The sequence below is a fragment of the Salmonella sp. NW1250 genome, assembly GCF_051812965.1.
In the GTDB taxonomy this organism is placed as follows: Bacteria; Pseudomonadota; Gammaproteobacteria; order Enterobacterales; family Enterobacteriaceae; genus Salmonella; species Salmonella enterica.
Map to the genome: position 1 here is coordinate 124,512 of NZ_JAMNDD010000007.1, position 18,767 is coordinate 143,278.

General features: G+C 51.5%; 21 protein-coding genes and 2 pseudogenes. 8 read left to right on the forward strand and 15 right to left on the reverse strand.

The genetic code is table 11. The features are described from left to right. Positions 1 to 203: 203 nt before the first annotated feature. On the forward strand, positions 204 to 956 hold the full coding sequence (locus tag NBA72_RS14020; protein ID WP_042949268.1) for a non-specific acid phosphatase: 753 nt from the start codon (positions 204 to 206) through the stop codon (positions 954 to 956). A gap of 131 nt (positions 957 to 1,087) precedes the next feature. On the opposite strand, the gene NBA72_RS14025 is transcribed toward NBA72_RS14020, so the two are convergent. The 11 genes from NBA72_RS14025 to NBA72_RS14075 form a co-directional block, all read right to left on the reverse strand. Next, positions 1,088 to 1,936 carry an SdiA-regulated domain-containing protein gene (locus tag NBA72_RS14025; RefSeq protein WP_042949271.1) on the reverse strand — a complete coding sequence of 283 codons (849 nt, stop codon included), beginning with the start codon at positions 1,934 to 1,936 and terminating at the stop codon, positions 1,088 to 1,090. A 284-nt stretch (positions 1,937 to 2,220) separates the two neighbouring features. Beyond that, the gene (locus NBA72_RS14030) at positions 2,221 to 2,433 is read right to left on the reverse strand and encodes a FaeA/PapI family transcriptional regulator (RefSeq protein WP_000063793.1); all 213 of its coding nucleotides are present in this window, start codon (positions 2,431 to 2,433) and stop codon (positions 2,221 to 2,223) included. Between the two features lie 72 nt (positions 2,434 to 2,505). Further along, the gene (locus NBA72_RS14035) at positions 2,506 to 3,090 is read right to left on the reverse strand and encodes a hypothetical protein (RefSeq protein WP_042949273.1); all 585 of its coding nucleotides are present in this window, start codon (positions 3,088 to 3,090) and stop codon (positions 2,506 to 2,508) included. A gap of 421 nt (positions 3,091 to 3,511) precedes the next feature. Continuing rightward, entirely contained in the window at positions 3,512 to 4,276 is a 765-nt protein-coding gene (locus NBA72_RS14040; RefSeq protein WP_042949276.1) for a fimbrial protein, read from the reverse strand. 27 nt (positions 4,277 to 4,303) lie between these two features. After that, the gene (locus NBA72_RS14045; RefSeq protein WP_042949278.1) at positions 4,304 to 5,101 is read right to left on the reverse strand and encodes a fimbrial protein; all 798 of its coding nucleotides are present in this window, start codon (positions 5,099 to 5,101) and stop codon (positions 4,304 to 4,306) included. A 233-nt stretch (positions 5,102 to 5,334) separates the two neighbouring features. After that, positions 5,335 to 6,117 carry a hypothetical protein gene (locus NBA72_RS14050; protein ID WP_042949280.1) on the reverse strand — a complete coding sequence of 261 codons (783 nt, stop codon included), beginning with the start codon at positions 6,115 to 6,117 and terminating at the stop codon, positions 5,335 to 5,337. Between the two features lie 222 nt (positions 6,118 to 6,339). Next, on the reverse strand, positions 6,340 to 6,831 hold the full coding sequence (locus tag NBA72_RS14055) for a DUF5462 family protein (protein ID WP_023253738.1): 492 nt from the start codon (positions 6,829 to 6,831) through the stop codon (positions 6,340 to 6,342). Between the two features lie 35 nt (positions 6,832 to 6,866). After that, positions 6,867 to 7,652 carry a fimbria/pilus periplasmic chaperone gene (locus NBA72_RS14060; protein ID WP_042949406.1) on the reverse strand — a complete coding sequence of 262 codons (786 nt, stop codon included), beginning with the start codon at positions 7,650 to 7,652 and terminating at the stop codon, positions 6,867 to 6,869. Positions 7,653 to 7,674: 22 nt separating this feature from the next. Beyond that, entirely contained in the window at positions 7,675 to 10,077 is a 2,403-nt protein-coding gene (gene faeD, locus NBA72_RS14065) for a F4 (K88) fimbrial usher FaeD (RefSeq protein WP_371062389.1), read from the reverse strand. A 45-nt stretch (positions 10,078 to 10,122) separates the two neighbouring features. Continuing rightward, the gene (locus NBA72_RS14070) at positions 10,123 to 10,662 is read right to left on the reverse strand and encodes a fimbrial protein (protein ID WP_000721295.1); all 540 of its coding nucleotides are present in this window, start codon (positions 10,660 to 10,662) and stop codon (positions 10,123 to 10,125) included. Between the two features lie 34 nt (positions 10,663 to 10,696). After that, entirely contained in the window at positions 10,697 to 10,987 is a 291-nt protein-coding gene (locus NBA72_RS14075; RefSeq protein ID WP_042949285.1) for a PapB/FocB family fimbrial expression transcriptional regulator, read from the reverse strand. Between the two features lie 586 nt (positions 10,988 to 11,573). On the opposite strand from NBA72_RS14075, the gene NBA72_RS14080 reads away from it, so the two are divergent. Continuing rightward, on the forward strand, positions 11,574 to 11,831 hold the full coding sequence (locus tag NBA72_RS14080; RefSeq protein WP_001112996.1) for a hypothetical protein: 258 nt from the start codon (positions 11,574 to 11,576) through the stop codon (positions 11,829 to 11,831). A 244-nt stretch (positions 11,832 to 12,075) separates the two neighbouring features. Here the strand turns inward: NBA72_RS14080 and NBA72_RS14085 are convergent. The 3 genes and pseudogenes from NBA72_RS14085 to NBA72_RS14095 all read right to left on the reverse strand — a co-directional run. Next, positions 12,076 to 12,324, reverse strand: a pseudogene (locus NBA72_RS14085) (IS481 family transposase); the annotation flags it as partial. Between the two features lie 214 nt (positions 12,325 to 12,538). Beyond that, entirely contained in the window at positions 12,539 to 13,030 is a 492-nt protein-coding gene (locus NBA72_RS14090; protein WP_023255089.1) for a GNAT family N-acetyltransferase, read from the reverse strand. Next, positions 13,027 to 13,320 carry a DUF1778 domain-containing protein gene (locus NBA72_RS14095; RefSeq protein WP_001110453.1) on the reverse strand — a complete coding sequence of 98 codons (294 nt, stop codon included), beginning with the start codon at positions 13,318 to 13,320 and terminating at the stop codon, positions 13,027 to 13,029. The genes NBA72_RS14090 and NBA72_RS14095 overlap by 4 nt, the downstream gene beginning before the upstream one ends. Positions 13,321 to 13,636: 316 nt before the next feature. Here NBA72_RS14095 and NBA72_RS14100 point away from each other — a divergent pair. The 5 genes and pseudogenes from NBA72_RS14100 to NBA72_RS14120 all read left to right on the forward strand — a co-directional run bounded on the left by NBA72_RS14100 (position 13,637) and on the right by NBA72_RS14120 (position 15,790). Further along, a pseudogene (locus NBA72_RS14100) lies at positions 13,637 to 13,859 on the forward strand (hypothetical protein). A 265-nt stretch (positions 13,860 to 14,124) separates the two neighbouring features. After that, entirely contained in the window at positions 14,125 to 15,000 is an 876-nt protein-coding gene (locus tag NBA72_RS14105; RefSeq protein ID WP_042949289.1) for an AraC family transcriptional regulator, read from the forward strand. Further along, entirely contained in the window at positions 14,997 to 15,284 is a 288-nt protein-coding gene (gene rtsB, locus NBA72_RS14110; RefSeq protein ID WP_001269916.1) for a transcriptional regulator RtsB, read from the forward strand. Before NBA72_RS14105 ends, rtsB begins: the two co-directional genes overlap by 4 nt. Positions 15,285 to 15,306: 22 nt before the next feature. Further along, entirely contained in the window at positions 15,307 to 15,513 is a 207-nt protein-coding gene (locus NBA72_RS14115; RefSeq protein ID WP_077917569.1) for a hypothetical protein, read from the forward strand. Positions 15,514 to 15,520: 7 nt separating this feature from the next. Continuing rightward, the gene (locus NBA72_RS14120; RefSeq protein WP_071785883.1) at positions 15,521 to 15,790 is read left to right on the forward strand and encodes a hypothetical protein; all 270 of its coding nucleotides are present in this window, start codon (positions 15,521 to 15,523) and stop codon (positions 15,788 to 15,790) included. 294 nt (positions 15,791 to 16,084) lie between these two features. Here the strand turns inward: NBA72_RS14120 and NBA72_RS14125 are convergent, their stop codons facing one another. After that, the gene (locus NBA72_RS14125; protein WP_042949292.1) at positions 16,085 to 16,990 is read right to left on the reverse strand and encodes an SdiA-regulated domain-containing protein; all 906 of its coding nucleotides are present in this window, start codon (positions 16,988 to 16,990) and stop codon (positions 16,085 to 16,087) included. Positions 16,991 to 17,293: 303 nt separating this feature from the next. On the opposite strand from NBA72_RS14125, the gene NBA72_RS14130 reads away from it, so the two are divergent. Then, positions 17,294 to 18,694 carry a CBM96 family carbohydrate-binding protein gene (locus NBA72_RS14130; RefSeq protein ID WP_042949293.1) on the forward strand — a complete coding sequence of 467 codons (1,401 nt, stop codon included), beginning with the start codon at positions 17,294 to 17,296 and terminating at the stop codon, positions 18,692 to 18,694. The last annotated feature ends 73 nt before the right edge of the window (positions 18,695 to 18,767 follow it).

The following is an 18,767-nucleotide window of genomic DNA, read 5'->3' on the forward strand; positions in this document are numbered from 1 at the left end:
ACAACCGGGGAGAAAAGTTAAACAAAATGCTGTTAGCCGGAAGTACCAGTATTGTTCTGTTGTCCGCTGCAGTCAGTTCGGTATGGGTAGAGGATAATGCCAGTACAGCGTCCTGCTTTTTTACCTGTATGTTGAATAACCATTTCAATAAATCATTATAGAATCACATCTGTTTATTATTGTCTGATCCGGAGTGAGTCTTTATGAAAAGTCGTTATTTACTATTTTTTCTACCACTGATCGTAGCTAAATATACATCAGCAGAAACAGTGCAACCCTTTCATTCTCCTGAAGAATCAGTGAACAGTCAGTTCTACTTACCACCACCGCCAGGTAATGATGATCCGGCTTTCCGCTATGATAAGGAGGCTTATTTTAAGGGCTATGCGATAAAGGGTTCCCCGCGATGGAAACAAGCTGCTGAGGATGCAGATGTAAGCGTGAAAAATATAGCCAGAATATTCTCGCCAGTAGTGGGTGCTAAAATTAATCCCAAAGATACGCCTGAAACCTGGAATATGTTACAGAATCTTCTGAAAATGGGCGGCTACTACGCTACTGCTTCGGCAAAAAAATATTATATGCGTACTCGCCCCTTTGTCTTATTTAATCATTCCACCTGCCGTCCTGAAGATGAGAATACTTTACGAAAAGATGGCTCTTACCCTTCCGGGCATACTGCTTATGGTACACTTCTGGCATTAGTATTATCCCAAGCCAGACCGGAACGCGCGCAGGAGCTCGCCAGACGAGGATGGGAGTTCGGGCAAAGCAGAGTGATATGTGGTGCTCACTGGCAAAGTGATGTTGATGCTGGCCGTTATGTGGGAGCAGTAGAGTTTGCAAGACTGCAAACAATCCCGGCTTTTCAGAAGTCACTGGCAAAAGTCCGTGAGGAGCTGAACGACAAAAATAATTTATTGAGTAAAGAAGATCACCCCAAACTTAATTACTGAAGGTGAAAGTCTTCCCGCAAACTGGCCACAGCAAATGAAAGGAAGTGCAACTGCGTAGGGGCGACCGGGCGTGGAGAACGCCTTTGGTTTCCCCGATTCGCAAACCACCCGTTTGCAGTCCGTCCAGACCGTCATGACATCGTTGTCCGGCTGAAGCGGTAAAACCGGTCTGGCTCACTGACTATCCACAGCGAATTCCGGCCATCAGAAGCTATCCCCTCCGCCTGTGGAATGTCCCGCTCCAGACCACTGTGTCCCCGGCGCAGCGGCATCACCCTCCAGCCGCCCTCGGGGTCTGACACCATTACCAGGGCTGATTCATGGGAAAGCACATACAGCCGCCTGTTTTTCCTGTCGTAATGCAGGCCGGCGATATCCTTCAGGAACCACGGCAGGGACAACCGGTGTGTCAGTGAATCACTGACCGACAGAGAGTCATGGCTGTGGTCCGTTTCCAAAAAACGAAGCGGTTTCTTTTCCTGCGCCACTATCAGTGCATTCTCTCCCCGTCCACGGGCAAGGCCTTCAAAACCGGCATTGTCGCTTTTTCTGTCCACATCCAGGGTCAGGATGTATGACGCCGGCGGCAGGATAGACGTGTTCCTGCCAATGTAGTGGGTGGTGAGCATCCGTTCCCGCTCCCGGGACAGGACATAGCGGTTCCGGCCGAGGTACTCAATGGCCTCAAAATCATGGTCGCCATCCGATGGTATCACCCGCAGCACGTTCCCGTCCGTGTCCAGCTCCACCACCGACGACGGATGGTCGGTCACGGCAAACAGCGTTCCGCTGTCCGGGTTCCACGTCAGGCCGGAGAGACCGCCCTGTATACCGGGAATGTCTTTTTCTGTCGCAAGCTGCCACTGCGTTTCCTCCGGGTACCAGGTTTCCGGAAAATACAGTGTGGCCGCACCGGCCACCATCAGAAGAGCGCCAGCCAGCAGTGCCGGTTTTTGTTTAAGTAAACGTCTCAGAGTCATGGTTCCGGATATTCAGTTCATCGCATTACATGCAGTCAATGACAAACCAGAGTACTGACCGGCAGCAGTAAAATCATATTCCCGTAAGGCCTGTCATGCAGCCCCGGATTATATTCATTCAATATTCAGTAACAGAAATACCGATACAAAAAACACCAGTGACATCATGACGACAAAAGAAATACAGATGTAATAAATCACCTTCAGAAAGTTCATCAGTCAGTTACCGCAATATCTGTTCCGGCCACTTGTTCTCTCCCTGCCCCTGTTTTACCGGATATCCGTCAGACCAGCCGCCATCGGCCGGACACGCCTTTACCTGCATTCATTTTCTCCACCACGCCGGCGTCCTCAAGCGTAACCAGATAAGCCCTGGCCTGGTATATTGTCAGCCCGGCCGCATCCGCAATACTCCGGGTCCTGACCGGTATATTTATCCTGCCGTTTGCCTGTGACTGCATAAAAGACAGAATTTTGTCGCAAGCGTCATTACTCATTTTGTTCTCCTGTGACTACGGGGAAGCAATGCTGTCCCGGAAGCTGAAATACCTGCCCCGGGTCTTCACATATCAGAACCGTTGTCCGGTTTCATCTGTAATCACCCCGGGTAACAGGCCGCTCGTGCACAGTACATGCAGGTTCTCCACCCCTGCATACTCCACCAGGCAGGCCCGGAGGTAATAATCCTTGCGTGATGCCGCCTTCAGTGAGGCATTCCTGTTTATGGCCGTACACAGGGATATCAAAGTCCGCTTTCGCAAGTCAGTCAGTTCACCTGAGCTTTCCGGCCCGGCTCTTCCCTCAAGCGCCTGACGCAGCATGTCACGCAGCCGGAGGAGGCTGTCCCGGCCACTGATAACCTGCGCAGTTCCTCTCAGGAGCCGCATTTCCTGCAGCCGCGAAGGTACCAGAACAACCATGGGAACCGGACTGGCCGCGTGCAGCATTCTGATGTCCTGCAGATGCCGCCCCCAGCCGGCCAGCGGCTCCGCACTCAGTGCCACCAGGGCCAGGTCATATGCCCCGGGAGGTGACATCTCCGGTCGCACCACGGCATACCCCATACCGGTAAGCAGATGTGACAGCCCCAGCAGTTCATATTCACAGTTCCCCGTCAACAGTACGCGTTTCCGGCGGGACATGGCATTTTCCATTTATCCTGCCCCCGCTAACTTAACGCCGGGCTTATCAGCCCTGCCAGCATGGCTGCCAGTCCCACAAGAACCAGCAGATAAACCGTGACCAGTACACGTACAGATATTTTCATTACGATCCCTGCTCAGAAATAGTTCACTACCGGCATCAGGTTTCTCTGCGAATGGTTGACATAACACAGTACCTGCATCAACAACCGACACATAACAGCCACCGGCTTCATGTAAGGCAGCGGTAAACTCAGACAGCGTCATTCTGGTCATGAATGTCGTGCCTTCCCCGAATACCAGCCTGACCCGGCCGTTATGTTCCTGCACCTGCCGGATATCCCGGACACTCACAAAGAAAAACACGCCGTCAGCCCGCTCCAGCCCCACAAAAACGGCGGGGCCCTGAACGGGTGATCGGGAGCCTGCAGCCTTACCGGTATTCAATACTCACCGCCAGGGAGGTGTGCCAGCGGGACGGTACCGCCCCCTTAAAACGCAGCTCACCGCTGTCCGCCACCGTCTGTGCGCCGTATACCCCGTCAACCTGGCGCAGGGCGGCGTCACTGAACCGGCTCAGCCCGGACACGCTGCTGACCGTCATCTCCCGGAGCCAGGCCGGGCCTTCACTGTCAAACAGGGTCTGCAGCACACCCGGCGTCTGCCCTGCCGGCATCACCTGCGTCTGTGGCGGCAAGCCGTTGCCCTGCAGGTCGCCATACAGCCCGGCATACTCCGCCCGGTCCCCCAGGACATGGCGCAGCACACCCGCCGCCTGCATCCGGAAGGTTAATGTCCCGGTACGGACATTTCCCTCCCCCGTCACCGGCAGTGTCACCGATGCCGTACCCGGCGCCGTCCACGCCAGTGCAACCCCCTCGGTTCCCTTACCGTATATCACCTGCGGCGCAAGCCCCTCCCGGCCGGCCGGGGTGGTCAGGATAGTTTTTCCCAGCAGGACCGTCATGGCCGGCAGGGGAACCGGTATTACCTGCTCCCCACTGCGCAGGACAGAGACAGCTTTCGTGTTTATCTGTGTGTTCCCTTCCCCGACCTTCCAGACCCAGGGATTACGGGTGCTGGTCACCGGCCCGCCCAGCTTCAGCTCTCCGCTGAAGTCTTCCCCCGGCGTGTTCCACGCCAGCACACAGGACGGCAGCAGACTGGCGGCCAGCAGTAAAAGCGTCAATCGTTTCATTGTGTTCTTCCTCTCCCTGCCCGTTCTTTACTGGACCGTCACCGTCACACTCAGCCCGGCCTGCCACTGCGCCGGCGTGTTTTCTGCCGACAGGCGCAGCTCAAAATCCGAGACGGCGGACGCATAGGCCGCCGCCAGCCGGCTCACCCGGCCGTCAGCCAGCACGCCCTGACTGATAACCTGACCGTTATCTGCCGTGCTCATTCCGTTACCGAAGCCCCGGTTCAGCATCAGCAGGGAAGGCAGACGGCTTTTGAGCCACTGCGGCAGGGTGCCGGCCTGCACACCGCTCACGCTCTGCCCGTTTACGAGCGACATGCCTGCCGGCAGAACCACCCCGTCTTCCTGGTGTCCGGCGCTGACGGCCATTCCCTGGTCAAGGGTGAAAGAAAGCTGCCCCGCCACGTGACCGTTCTCCGGGTTACGTACCGGGACAGAGGCGCGGAAGTGCTGCGCCGTCGTGCTACCGCCATCCGTCACGGAAAACGGCTGCCCGTTACTGCTGAAGGAGATAAAAGGGGTGAAGCCGGGACCACCGCGCTCTGCCACCTCATACAGATGGCCATCCAGAAACGGCAGGGAGCCCTTGCCGCGTAAATCAAAAACCAGTTGTCCGTTCTCTATACGGGCATCAGCGGTATCCACCGCCCATGTCTGGTCAGGAGAGCCCACCTGCCAGGTCCATTTCGGGGCCTCGTCAGTGACCAGACCGTGAAACTGTATTTCCCCGCCGTCAAGAATTCCGGCCCGGGGTGCTGCGGAATAAAACAGGGCCAGCGCGGCCAGGGCGGAAATAATAGATTTATAATGATGCGTTATTTTCATCGTTATTCACTCTGTTTTATCCGTTGGTCATAATTAATAAACAACGAGCATTCAGACAAGCTGAAAAGAATAAACCCGGCACCGGCGTACGCGGACATTTCCTGGCTGACAGAGAAGCAGGAAATAAATATACCGGAATACCGGGTTTATTACCGGTGAGCGGCCGTAAAGCAGAACACCGGGTTAATAGTCAGACAACAGCTATATTCTGTTTATGTCTGATAACTGCCGGGTTAGTTATAAGAAACCGTAATCGGCAAGGATGCGCGCCATTCAATTGGCGCACTACTCTGAAGAGGTTGATCGAAAGTCAGTTTAACGGTTTTACCACCCAGAATACCTGCACCATAGAAACCAGAATATGATAAAGCATTATCACCAAAAGATTGTGCACCAGTAGGTACTACTGTGCCGCCCTGGGAGTCATAGTTTGCAACATATTCATCTGAGATCGCAGCAGCTATAGCCCATCCATTTGTTACCATATCTGCGTTTGAAGGCAAACCGCCAAAGAAAGCATCTCCTTCCTTCACGGCAATCAGAGAATTTTTAGTTGCTTGTGTATCTGATTTAGATGAGGCCTCTGCCCCTACACTAAATGGAGCAACCATTTTCCCGATCTTTTGACCCGCGTTATTTTTTACTTCTAATGTTAAGGTTGTTGTATCATCTGCGAAAGCAGAAAGATCAACTGCCGCCCCATACTCAATTCGTGGAGTAATATTGGCAGCGCCCGTGAAAGGAGCCTTCACCGAAGTCCGGATACCAAGAACAGGAACAGAATCCTTAACCAAGATATCTACTACAGATGCCCCCTTCTCAAACGAAGCATTTAGTGTTTGGTTCATGCTAGCTGAGCCAAGCTCTACTTCCCATGGATTATTTTTATCTGGAACTGGGCTCAACGTACCGCCCAGTACCAGATCACCACCGTTACCACCTGCGGTCCATGCCATAGCCGAGCCGGATACCACTGCAGATGCAGCCACTGCCAGTGCAATCAGTGTTTTTTTCATGAATTTATTCCTTTCAGTTTTATAAAACAATTAAAGAACTATTTTGTTATTAAATAGTAATTCCGTCTGTTACCCGGTCTTACCGCAAAGCCATCCCCTGCCACCTTATTTATGTGGCATCACTGAGATATTTATCCCTGTAATACAGAATGGCTTTACGTTATTGCCGTAAATAACTGTGCGTCATTCACTCAGGTAATTCGTGGTGCCCTGCCGTTCTTTTTAACTGACGCTTACTCCTTCCACTTCCACCGGCACCTGCACATTCCCCCGGTAGTTCGCCGGCACCTCCAGCTCCGCCGGCGCGTCACTTCTCAGCTCCACCTGCCGGGTTGCCGCCGGCACCGTGATAACCACATCCTCTCCCCGCTGGCTGACCGAGAGGGCCGCCCGCTGCCCGTCCACCATCAGGGTGGTCTTCAGCGTGAGCCGTGCGTCCCGGCCGTCTCCCAGGGTCCGTTTCACCGTGATATACGCCATGTTTCCGGATGCCGGACGACTTTCGGCATTGCGGATGACCAGCGTCTCCGGAAGCGGACCGTTGCTCTCCGTCCGGTATAGCACCGGGTCCGCCGGGGTGCGCGTCACCTTCACCACGCTGTTGCCCACCACCTGACCGTTCACCACGCCCAGGTACTGCGTCTTCTCGCTGTAATCCGCCGCCAGGACCGGCAGGGCGCTGAAGAGGGCTACCGCCATCAGTGCTTTTTTCATCATGGTTTCTCTTTATTCCGCAGGACCGGAAAGGGTTATTTTTTACCTGCCCCGGCCGCTGTTTTCGTCTCCGGGACCGTCTTTGCCTCCGGTGCCGCCGCTTTTTTCTGGTTGATGGTCCAGGTCTGCAGCTCGCCGTAATCGTTCAGGGAATCCACCTTCACCACATTCCCCTTCACCTGCACCTCATCCCCCGGCATAAACATCAGCAGTTTCTGGGCGGTGTCGTTGTCCACCGCAACCTTTTTACCGTTCGCATCCAGCAGGCTGCCGATGGCGTAGATATACGGCGTGGTGTTGACCAGCATCGTCCGCCCGTCCGGACGGGTCTGCAGGCTGATGCCTTCCTCGGCACCCTTACGGTCCTTCAGCAGCGCCTCCGGCCGGTAGAACAGCTTCAGCTTCGTGCGCAGGGCAATGGCAATCCCGCTGCCCTTCAGCGCCGGCGGAATATCCTGCAGGTTCAGCCAGTACACTGACTCTTTATCCTTCGGCAGGTGGTCAGAGGCCATGATGATACGCAGCGTCTGCTGCCCCTGCGGTTTCACCTTAAAGAAAGAGGGCGTCACCACAAACGTCGGGCGGGTGTCCTTCTCCACAATATTGTCCACCCACGCCTGGCCGCCGAAAGTACGCTCCTTGTCATTGTTGGTCACCGTGATGGTCAGCGCGTCCTTGTCGCCGCGAAAAATATAGCGGGTCTGGTCCGCCGCCAGGGAAGCCAGCGCACTCTGGCTCGCCATCATCAGGGCCAGGGTCATTCCCAGCGCCTTCGTCACTCTGTTACGGAAAAAAGAACGCATTTTCTGGGTCTGTTTCATCGTCATCATTGTCCGGTTATGCTTATTCGCACGTAATTTCCTGTAGTTTCGCCGTCTCCTGCAGTTTCGCCGCAGGTATCCGGCACTGTCCCAGCGTGATATCGCCGGGGCGGTCCACCGCGTTAATCATCAGCACGCCGTTGTTCGCCACAAAGCCCAGCGGCGTGTTATTGCTGTCCCGTGCCCATGTGCCGCCCGGCACAAAGGCCCCGTCCGGCATCCTCACCTGCAGCAGGTAACGGTGCACCTTCAGAGCATCAAACGGCATCCACACCACCGCCCTGTCCGTCGGCACCACCTTCCGGCTGGTCGTGGACAGCTCCGTGTCCAGCGGCAGCGTGCCCGCATCTATGGTCACCGTATTCCAGTCATAGCTGTTCAGCGGTACTACCAGGTTTCCGTCACTGTCCGACGTTTCATTGCCGGACATCACCTTCACCCCCGGCGTGTCCTTCACGCTCACCACCGCCACCGTGTCGCCGGTGGTCCGGCTGAACATGATGTCCCGCGCCGCCGGCACCGCCAGTACCGAACCGCTGGCTGACACCGAACCACTGGTGCCCGAACCGGACGAGTGGTTCACCGTGCCGTTCAGGTTCGCCCGGTCGCCGCTGTAGGCGGCGTTCAGGTAACTGCTGATACCGCCGTCACTGTCACGGCCGCCGCCCAAACCGTAGCTGAACCGGTCGTTCAGGGCCCCGGAGATACCGGTACTGACGCCGGTGCCACCATCTTTACCGGTGCTCACCGTGGTACTGCTGCTGTACTTCCGCTCAAACAGGGTGAACGGCACCGACACCGACGCGGAGGCCGACCAGGTGTTCTCCCCGTTCATGTTCCGGGACCCGGACCAGCCCAGATTCAGGCTGACGCTTTTTATCTGTGTGCTCAGGGTACCGGTAATTCCTGTCTCCTTACCGTTGTCATCAGCGTACCGGTAACTGCCGGTCGTGGAGGCCGGGTAATAGCTCCGCTGCCATCCCGACGCCGACAGGCTGAACAGCCCTCCCACCGGCTGGCTGATGCCCGCATTCCACTCATCCCGGGTCCGGCGCCCCTGGTTCTGCTGCAGCCATGTTTCAGCCGGGTCAAAGGAGGACATGTCCTCATATTCCTCACTCTGATGTGACCAGCTCACCCGCAGGCCGGTGTTCGTCAGCGCCAGCTGTTTGCTCCAGGCCAGTTTCACCTTGTTCCCGCTGCGACTGCCGTCCCGGTACTTCGCCGTGGCATAAGCGCCGTCAGCAGACACCGCCCCCAGATAACCGAGTCCCAGTACCGCACCGGCACTGGCGCCCTGCCAGTCCTGGTTGAACACGCCTCCCGTGCGCAGAGTCAGCCCGTCCAGACCATACCCGTATGACGCGGCAAACACCCCGCCCTCCAGGTCGCTGTCGTCGTCCGGTATCCCGGCCGCCACGCTGAACTCGTGCTGCCCCGGACTCAGCTGCCCGGCCATTACCGACAGCGGGAAGACCTGCGTCTGCACCCGCCCGTCATCCCCGGTGACGGTCATCGTCACGTCCCCGCTGCTGTACAGCGGCACATCCGTGACGGAGAACGGCCCGGACGGCATCATCCCCGAGTACAGCATCCTGCCGTTCTGGGTCAGGGTCACCCTTGAGGGACCGTTCGCAATGCCGCTGAACACCGGGGTATACCCCAAGCTGCCCGGCTTCATGCTGTTGTTCCGCGACAGGGACACCCCGTACGTGCCGGTACTGCCCAGCAGGCTGTCACCGGTTGAGGTCTTCCCGACCGCCAGGTCCGCACTCAGGGAGCGGATGGCCCGGGTGGCCGTGAACATGTTTATCGTGGCCTCGTTACTCCCGCCATCCCCGGTGCTGGCCGTGGCTGACGAGCTCACCACCCAGCGACCGATGTTGGCCTTCAGGTCTGCTGAGCCGAACGCCGACGTGTTGTACCGCCCGCTGTTGGCGTTCGCGTTGTAGTTCATCCGGAACGCCTCCGTGCCGTAGTCCCACTCCACGTTCTCCGGCATTTTCACCAGTCCTTTCTGCGGAATGGCCAGCGACAGGCTCTGGGTGGCGACATCAAAGTCCACCTTCACCGCCGGCGCTTTCGCCAGCACCCAGCACTGCCGCGTGGCGTCATATCCCTTACGGAAGTACTCCGCGCTGACATAAATCCCGGCCTTTGCCAGCCACGCTTCTGACAGACACAGCGCTTCGCTGTCCTGTGGTGTTACGTCCAGGATCCGCTTCCCGATATCCTTCCCGTTCAGGGACAGGTCCACCAGGTAGCGCCCCGGCGCATAATCTCCGTTCAGCGCCGCCCAGACCTCAGGGTTAATCCCCGCCCCGCCCTGAATAAAGGACATGTCCAGTTTCTCTCCGGCACTTGCGGTACCGCTGCCCAGGGCAACCGCTATCGCAAATGCCAGCACGGCATGGTGAAAAGACATCTGGCAGGCTGGCTGTCTTACGTTATTCCCGTTCATCAGCATTCCTTACTGGTAGGTGACCACAAAGGTCAGGGCGCCGTTGTACTCACCCGCCTTCACGTCCGCCGGAAACACCGGCTGCGCACGAAACCGGAACTGCCCCTTCGCGGCAAAATCCACCGGGTACTTCACCTCATGATTTGCCTGCGTGATGCGCCCCCGGAAGTCCGCCTGCGTATCCGCGGCCCGCACATCGATACGGATACCGTCGCCGGCGCCACGGGTGACCACACCCTGTCCGTCCAGCTGGCCCGGGTTGCCGAAATTCAGGGTGGCGATCTGCCCGGCCAGAAAGGCCGAACAGCCCTGAACGGTGGCGCCGGTCTCATACAGACGCACGGTGAAATCACGCGGCGGCACGGGTGCAGCGGACGACTTACGGTATGTCCCGAACGTCAGACGGCTGCTGCCGGTACCGTCAGCATCCACCACCACATGACAGGCAGAGGCCACCACATCAGCACTGAACAGGGTTTTCTGAACGGAAGCGTGAGAAAGCCCGCCCCCTGCCAGCAGCAGAAGGAAAAGTATCTTTATTTTTTTCATCGCAAATCCGGAGCAGACGGTTCAGTCTGCTTTATCATTCATGATGGCTGTAATAACCCGCCAGTTTATGCACATTCCTGCTGATAAAATTCAGCCGGTTAACACTGGTGCTGAGATATCCGCCACTCATACCGTGGCGTTCGCACACAACCTTTTTGGAATACCCGGAAACGAAATAATCTTTCAGGGCCAGAATAATCTTTTCACTGTGTATCGGGGATATATCAACAAGTAGCCAGAACTGCTCTTCGGACACTGCCCCCGGTTCGAGTTCCCCGGCCCTCACTATCCTGACGCCGGAAAATGATTTTTTATTCAGTTTCAACGGAACTTCCTTCCTTAACTTTTCCTTAACCTTCCCGGCAAGGAAAACATGTAAAGGGAAGATAACTAATCTTTTCGCTTATTATATTTAAGAGATTAATGCTGAAAAGGCCATTTTTAACGATCTTTTAATCCATAGCAAAGCCAATATGTAACACTAAAAACCAAAAAACAAACAAATAATAGATTAATACACCATAAAATAGCATTAAGCCAATACAAAAGATCGCCAAATAACCAGTCCACCATGCATTCCACTCCATTAAAAAATAAAGAATTAATTAACCAGAATCAAAAACAGAAAATAATAACGAAAAAGACAGAACTTTATGTAATAAAACTGAACATCACGATATAAAATACATTTAAATCAAATGGATATACAACAACCCCGCAGCATTTAAAAAAGACGTTGATTTATAGTTAAGCCGGAATCGACCGCAAACACAGAGGCTTCCCAGCCCCGAACAAGTACCGCAGGATATTATTCACCACGCAAGTATCTTCCTGTTTTTCAACAAAACGTAAAACAGTAACCGGGAATTAAAGGGGCCGGTGAACAGGGTATATAAAATACAGAATCATTAATGCCGGATAAAAACAACGTTCAGAAAACAGGCTGGGAGAGCATTAAATTATGTTCAGATATTAAAAAAAGGGAAATAAATAAAAAAAACGGACATGGTTGCCGTAATAAAATAACCTCCGTTCCATTCTTAAACATGGAACAGGTGGAAGAAGGGAAGGTGTTTACACACAGAGAAAACGTTCAGTCAGCAGATAAACAACCCGCAATGCCTGACTGCTGGAGCTTAAAGAGTCTCTCCGGGTTAATACATAATTAAACAACAGACAGTGTAATTTTCGACAGGAAAGGAATGATCAGGGGAGATATAACACGGCTCCGATAACGGTCAGGTGCAGGACACAAAGTTGCGCAAACCAGCGGCCACCGGGCAGCAGACCTGACAGCATCATCACGCCCCCGGACGGGATATTGAGCAGCAGGACAGACATCGTCAGTCTGGCGGCAGCCATCATCTTCTGACATCCGATCGTCAAAAAGAACAGAACACACAGTCTGGCCGAGAATGTCTGCTGGTAAATACGCCCAACGCCTTTCAGGTTGCCAACATAGAATATGTCCTGTGACCCCAGATAACCGGGATGCGCCGTTTCGATTTCTCCACACGCCTCGTCGTCACTGGCTCTACGCTCCAGCGCTTTCAGGCGCTTTTTGAAGTTCTCAAGGTTATGGCGAAACCAAACAGAACGGACACCGCTTCCGGAGATAAAGACTCTCTGTTTACGTAACTCATTACTGGTTCTGTGCTGACCTCGCTGCTGCATAATAACAAGCGATAACTCTTATAAGTAACGTAGGACCAGGGTGTGTTTCGTAACTATTTTTTGTACAACTTGACGCTGCATATCGACGAAAACCCACTTAATTTGATGGAAAATGTTCAAAACTGAATTCATTTTTTATTTCAGGGGCAATGTTCATCCGTAACTTGAAGTGTCTGTGAGGTTAATGGATACGTTCTGGAGTTTAAACACTCTCCACCAAATCCCCCAACGTCACCATCAACATCATCGGATCCATCGGCGACGGTACAAACCCCACCCGCTGGTAAAATTCCCGCGCTTCATCCGACAGGGCGTGAACCAGCATCCCGCGAATGCCGATAGTCTCCGCCACTTGAATAACCCGCAGCCCTGCGTCGCGTACCAGCGCCCGACCAACGCCCTGCCCATGAAGTGATTTATCCACCGCCAGACGCCCCAATACCACAATCGGAATCGGGTCAGGCATATTGCGACGAAAGCGACCGGGGGCGGTATTCGTCGTGACCGCGCTGGACGCCAGCGAGTAATAGGCCAGTACGTTCGAATCGCTGCCACAACACACAAAGGTACGGGACGCACCAGTGGTCTGATTTTTCATCGCCCGCTGTTTCAGCCAGTTATCCATAGAATCCACACCGCAGCAAAACGGAGTAAGAATATGTCCGGCATGAAGCGGCTCAGGGGAGGAGATCATTTTTCCTGCTCCCACGGCGCAGGGGTCTGCATGGTTTTACGCAGTGCGGCATTAGGTGAAGGTGTTTGATCCAAACGAGCCAGAAATTCCTGATAAGCCTGTGGATCGGCCATAATGATGCGTTGTTCGATCAGCGCTTCCTCTGCGGCAGCGCGGGCAGCTTCCAGCACAAAGTCTGTGCGGTTTTTCCCTCTGGCTTTCGCCGCCCGATCGATAAGATCGCGCTCGGCGGGCTTGATGCGCAGGTTCAGGGTTTCGCGTTTCATCGCCATACTGTTTGCGGCTGGCATAGTGTTGTCCTCTTGTACTTCTGTGGATATTAAGTATACAACACGCGTAACGCAGATGTCATTACGATAAATTTAGAAGGAATAGAACCAGAGTATCAAACCGAAAGGTTTTCTACTCATTTAGAGATTCAGGACCAGGCTGTGCGCTGGCATTCGCTGTGAGGATTCCTCCTCGGGGCCGACGCAGCAAAAGATTCAATACTGCCGCGCCAAAACACGCAACATTATACAATCCAGAAAGCATAAACCTAACGGATACGCACAGTAAGAACCTCACTAACGTGTTACATCGTTTTTCATAAAGCCAACCATACGATTGAATGCGTCCCCTCCCCCTCAAACTTCCGGATATCGCTACGCCATCTACCCGCCGCAGTATATATTTACCGCGTTGTATGCCTTTCCTGGCCGAGAGCGTTAATATTTACATCCAGGATAAACCTTATCACAAATTAACATCAGATCTTATACCTCATGCTAACTACCTCCATGAAATTAAAGAGCTATTCTCTAAAAGATTAAAGGCAATTATTACTTAATTCAAATTTTAAAGAGATAATTTGATAATAACATGAGCCAATTCTTGTAAATTTCCATCTTTTTTTTATACGCGACATAGTTTTTTAACGATACTATAATATGTAGAAATGCAATATAAAATAGCATTTTCCATAGAAAATGAAAAGATCGCTACCTGATACCTTAAGTTTTCAAATAATTATATAGCTATATATTAGTTTTCTTTTGAAATATTTTTCAGAATAATTTTTGATTTACACGCACATTTAATAAAAGGAAATTATCATGCTAAAAGTATTTAATCCCTCACCTGTCCAGGTGGGGAGCATTGAATGTTTACAATCAGCGCAAAACTGGCAGAGGAAATCCTTATCACTTCAGGGATTAAATTTACTGCAGTCCGTACTCATCAAGCTCACCACGGGTAAAATTTCAATTACGACATCGTCCGGGGAGTATATTACGGCATCAGGGCCAATGTTAATATTTTTAGCTAAAGATCAAACTATTCATATCACTATGGAAGAGACTCATGAACAGTTAAATTATAATTTAATTGAATTAGATTCAGCGTCAATAAAAAATGCTTATAATTTTTTTCTGTATGAACATGCAGACTTTTCGGCCCCATTAACAAAGCCGGCGACAAAACATCTGTTAGCGCCAATAGAAACAGGCGTAGCAAGAGTATTCAACCTCTTACACTCTTCAAATAAAAGCCAGAAATTATCCCAAGATAAAAAGGAATATTTAATAAGATTTCTCCTTTCAGAGTTCATCTATGAACCTGAAGCATTTGCTCTCTTCAGAGAACTATCGCAAAATACATTAGCCGAAAACATCTATAATATTATTATAAGCGACATAAGTCGAAAATGGGCGCTCAAGGATATTTCTGACTCACTCTATATGAGTTGCTCCACATTAAAAAGGAAATTGAAACAAGAGCACACCTCATTCAGCAAAGTTTACCTTAATGCGCGAATGAATAAAGCGACAAAACTTCTACGCAATAGTGAATATAATATTACTCGAGTGGCTTATATGTGTGGTTATGATAGTGCTTCTTATTTTACATGCGTTTTTAAAAAACATTTCAAAACTACACCATCGGAATTTTTAGCGTTTTTATCTTCCTCTCGTCATCAATATGTTAATTGAGATATCTGACAATGCAGTATAAGAACAAAGCAAAACATATTAATATAAGAGATGGGATTCTGTTGCTCGCTAAAAAATTCGACCTAACATTGAGCGAGAAAAAAGTTATTTATTACGTGGCAGCAGGATTATCTGTTAAAAGTTGCTCAAATTTATTAGATCGAAATATAAAAACGATTTCAACACAAAAGAGATCAGCCTATAAAAAAATGGATATTACTACTGATGTTGAATTAATCCATTTGATGCTGAATGAGTTTTACATATCAGTCGATATTACGTAATTTTTCCTAAAATGTTGGTAGAGTGGTAGGCAAGGCAACTCTGGATATCATCTTCAGAGATCGTTCCGCAAACGCTATGGGTAATTCTTCGCTGTCTATCGGCTGGCTGACGATAGACTCTACACCGCCAGTACGTTCCATGGAGGATAATAGTGATATCGGCGCTGGAGGCGATAATATCACTAACATCAATCTTTATCGGCTCCTCAGAAACTCACGCAACAATTAAGCTGACTATTGATACACAACCGTCCGCCGAACCAACGTTGGGATCGACTGTTAACAGTCTGGATAACACCGTCACCCTTAAGGGAGTCGTGGAGGCGCATCAGGATATTCAGGTGAAGGTCACGGTCAACGATACGGACTATACCGCCAGTGAAACATTTACAGGCACATCGCCGACGGAAAACCCGGTTAACAAGAGTTCCGGCGTAGATGAAATGATTTCGCTTAGCGAGGCGACATGGCATTCGGTAAGTGTTGATGAAGAATATTATGCCTGATAACTAAACATCACCCTGCGAGGTCTCTTCGAAGGCCTCCTGAAAAAAACAGAGTAATATTTATTGTCTGTTAATTATTACAGGGAGAGTTAATTTATAAAAAAAAGCGGCAGACTACGCTGCCGCAAATATGAGGAGGACAATTACCGTTACGCTACACCACAAAGTAATCCGTTACTGAGGTAAGTAAAACATAAATATCCCCAACAATGAATCAACGAATCAAGCAATCGTCAAATCATGGTATTAATAACCTTGTTCTGTTTTAGCATACTGTGACAGTAAAAATAGATTTTAGTCATTCTGTATATCACACGAAAATTTATAAAACAGATTTGGTTCACTCACAATATACAAATTATTTTCATTATCCATGGCAATCCCTTCTGGTTGGGGGATATCGTCTCTGAGCCCTGACCACTCCGCCGTCAGGAACAATCGATCGCGCACCCGCCACTCGGAACTGACCTCCAGAATCATTTTTGACTCGTCCGACAACACCAGCAGCGAATCCGTTGGGGCATGGTATTCAAGTCCGGAGACATCGCTCACACTTGCAGTGATGGCAGAAGGCAACGCTCTGGTGATACCATTTTTGCTCATCTCTACTTCTTTGATCATTATGGGTTTTCTTTCTTTGGCGGCATATAATCTCTCATTTTTCGCATCCCATGCCGTACCTTCCAGCCCTTTATTTTTTGCTTTGTCATAGCCCTCAAGCTTCACCATGGAGATTATCTGCATGGTGCCGCGCTGAATATCCACCTGTGTTTTATAGACCGCGCCATCTTTCTCACTGCCTATCTGGAACTGGTTACCCCCACTCCATGCAATAGACTCCGGGTCGTGGATGCCCTGCAGCGGCATCCGCCCTACCAGCTGCCCTTCTGTCGTTAACCAGACCAGTTCAGGGGGATTATTAATAACGGCGAAAAGCATCCTGTCTTCGGCGGAGTAGGTCAAACCTGAAAGGTTACTCTTAACTCCTGCGACTGGTTTTTGCTGAATAACCGCTTTATAGCTACTCAGTGCCAGCGCCGAGGGTTTATCACCATATTTGAGGATCAGTTGATAAACATAGCGTATATCGTCCCTGACCATAAATAAAATCACGCCCAAGAGTACAACCACAATAACGCGTTTTAGTAATCTCATAAAAAATCCATAGCAGATCGCGTCACGACAGATGTCGTAACGCATTTCTTAAAAATAAAGCCGATGTCCGATAGAATCGTTATTCGGTTATGGCGAGCGCCATTAGCATAGGCAAAATGAAATAGTGAGGGTTATCACAAAAAGCCCGATTTTAATCACTAACGTACCCTTTTTGTAAATTGACATAATCAAGAGGAGGGTAGTTTCGGCTAATTATTTAAATAGTACGTCTGCAAATTCGCCCCTGTATGCAGAGCAAATGACAAAAAGTGATAATTAATGAGATGTAACACCGCAATCTGATCTGCTATTGCTGCTCCCACTTCTATTCAACCGGGCAGCAAAAAAATGAAACTCAACCTTATTACCGTCAGCCTGGCTACGCTCGTTGCCGCTGGCGCATTCCCGGCCCATGCCGGTCCTCAGGCACATGTCGTGTGCGGCTATCACCACACGCTGGGCGATGACGCGATTATGATGTTTGGTAAAGCGAATCAGGCGATGTGGCATGACTTTTTTGGCAACACCCACACCGACGCGGTCTCTACCTACCAGACGTTGCGCGCGCAACCCGATACCACCTGTGATAATAAAGCCGACAGCTCCGCTTACTGGGCGCCGTCCATGAAATTACCTGATGGTGAAATCGTACATCCGGCCTACCAAAAGACCTATTATCAATCCACAAATGTAGCGCAATATCCGCTCCATCCATTCCCGGCCGGGCTGGAGTTACTGGCAGGCGATCATCACGGTACTGGCCCCAGTTCCGCAATCACCTTTTTATGTGCCAACGGCAAAGGTTACACCAACAAGGTAGGCGAAATATGCGGCCTGCGTAAAGCGGGCGATGCCGTCCAGTTTAATATCGGGATCGCTTTCCCCAACTGTTGGGATGGCGTCAACCTGAAACCGACCCATAGCCACAATAACGCTATCTATGCCGACCACGGGAAATGTTCCGCAGACTATCCGGTCAAAATCCCGACGGTTAATATGAACATCGCCTGGGTACTCCCGCAGATCTCCTCGCTGGATACGTCCAAAGTGGAATTGTCGATGGACCCGGTAATGCATGGCGAAACCCGGGAAGAGCGCTGGGGAAGTCTTTATACCGCCCATGCCGATTTTATGAATGGCTGGACGGAAGATGGCGCGCAGTTTATGACGGATCTGTGTATGAATCAGGGACTGGATTGCGGCACTACGGTTCCTTACGCCTACAGTAAAGCGGAAGAAAATACCTGGGTAAGCAGCGAAGACGACAAGCCTCATGCCAGCGTCGATACCTTGTACGTACAGGATGACTGGACAAATGGCGGACGCACGCAGCACCCGGAAACGCTCACGCTGGTGAAATTTAAGATCCCGCCCCTGCCTGCCAATATGGACGCTTCGCTATTCAAATACCGTATTCGCCTTTTTGGCGGCAAAACGGAAGCGAACGGCGCCGATCAAATTTTCTTTTACCCGACCAGCAGTGACTGGCACGTCAGTACCGTGTCCTGGAACAATAAACCGGCGATCAACTACCGTTCCGATGCCGTGTTATATCTGGACCATTCACATGAGTATCGCATGGTTGATGTCGATAAAGCGGTGCGCAAAGCGCTGGCGGAAGGGAAAACGGAAATATCCTGGTATATCGGCGGCGACCGTCAGGGAAATCACTACGACTTCACGCCAGCGGACTCAAAACAGAGCCTGGTGCTGATGCTGACCGGTTTCAAAAAGACGCCGGAGCTGTAATAGTAAACTGTGCCCGCTGACACAACAGCGGGCACGATGGCGACACAAGCATTATGTGCACGCCATCAAAACC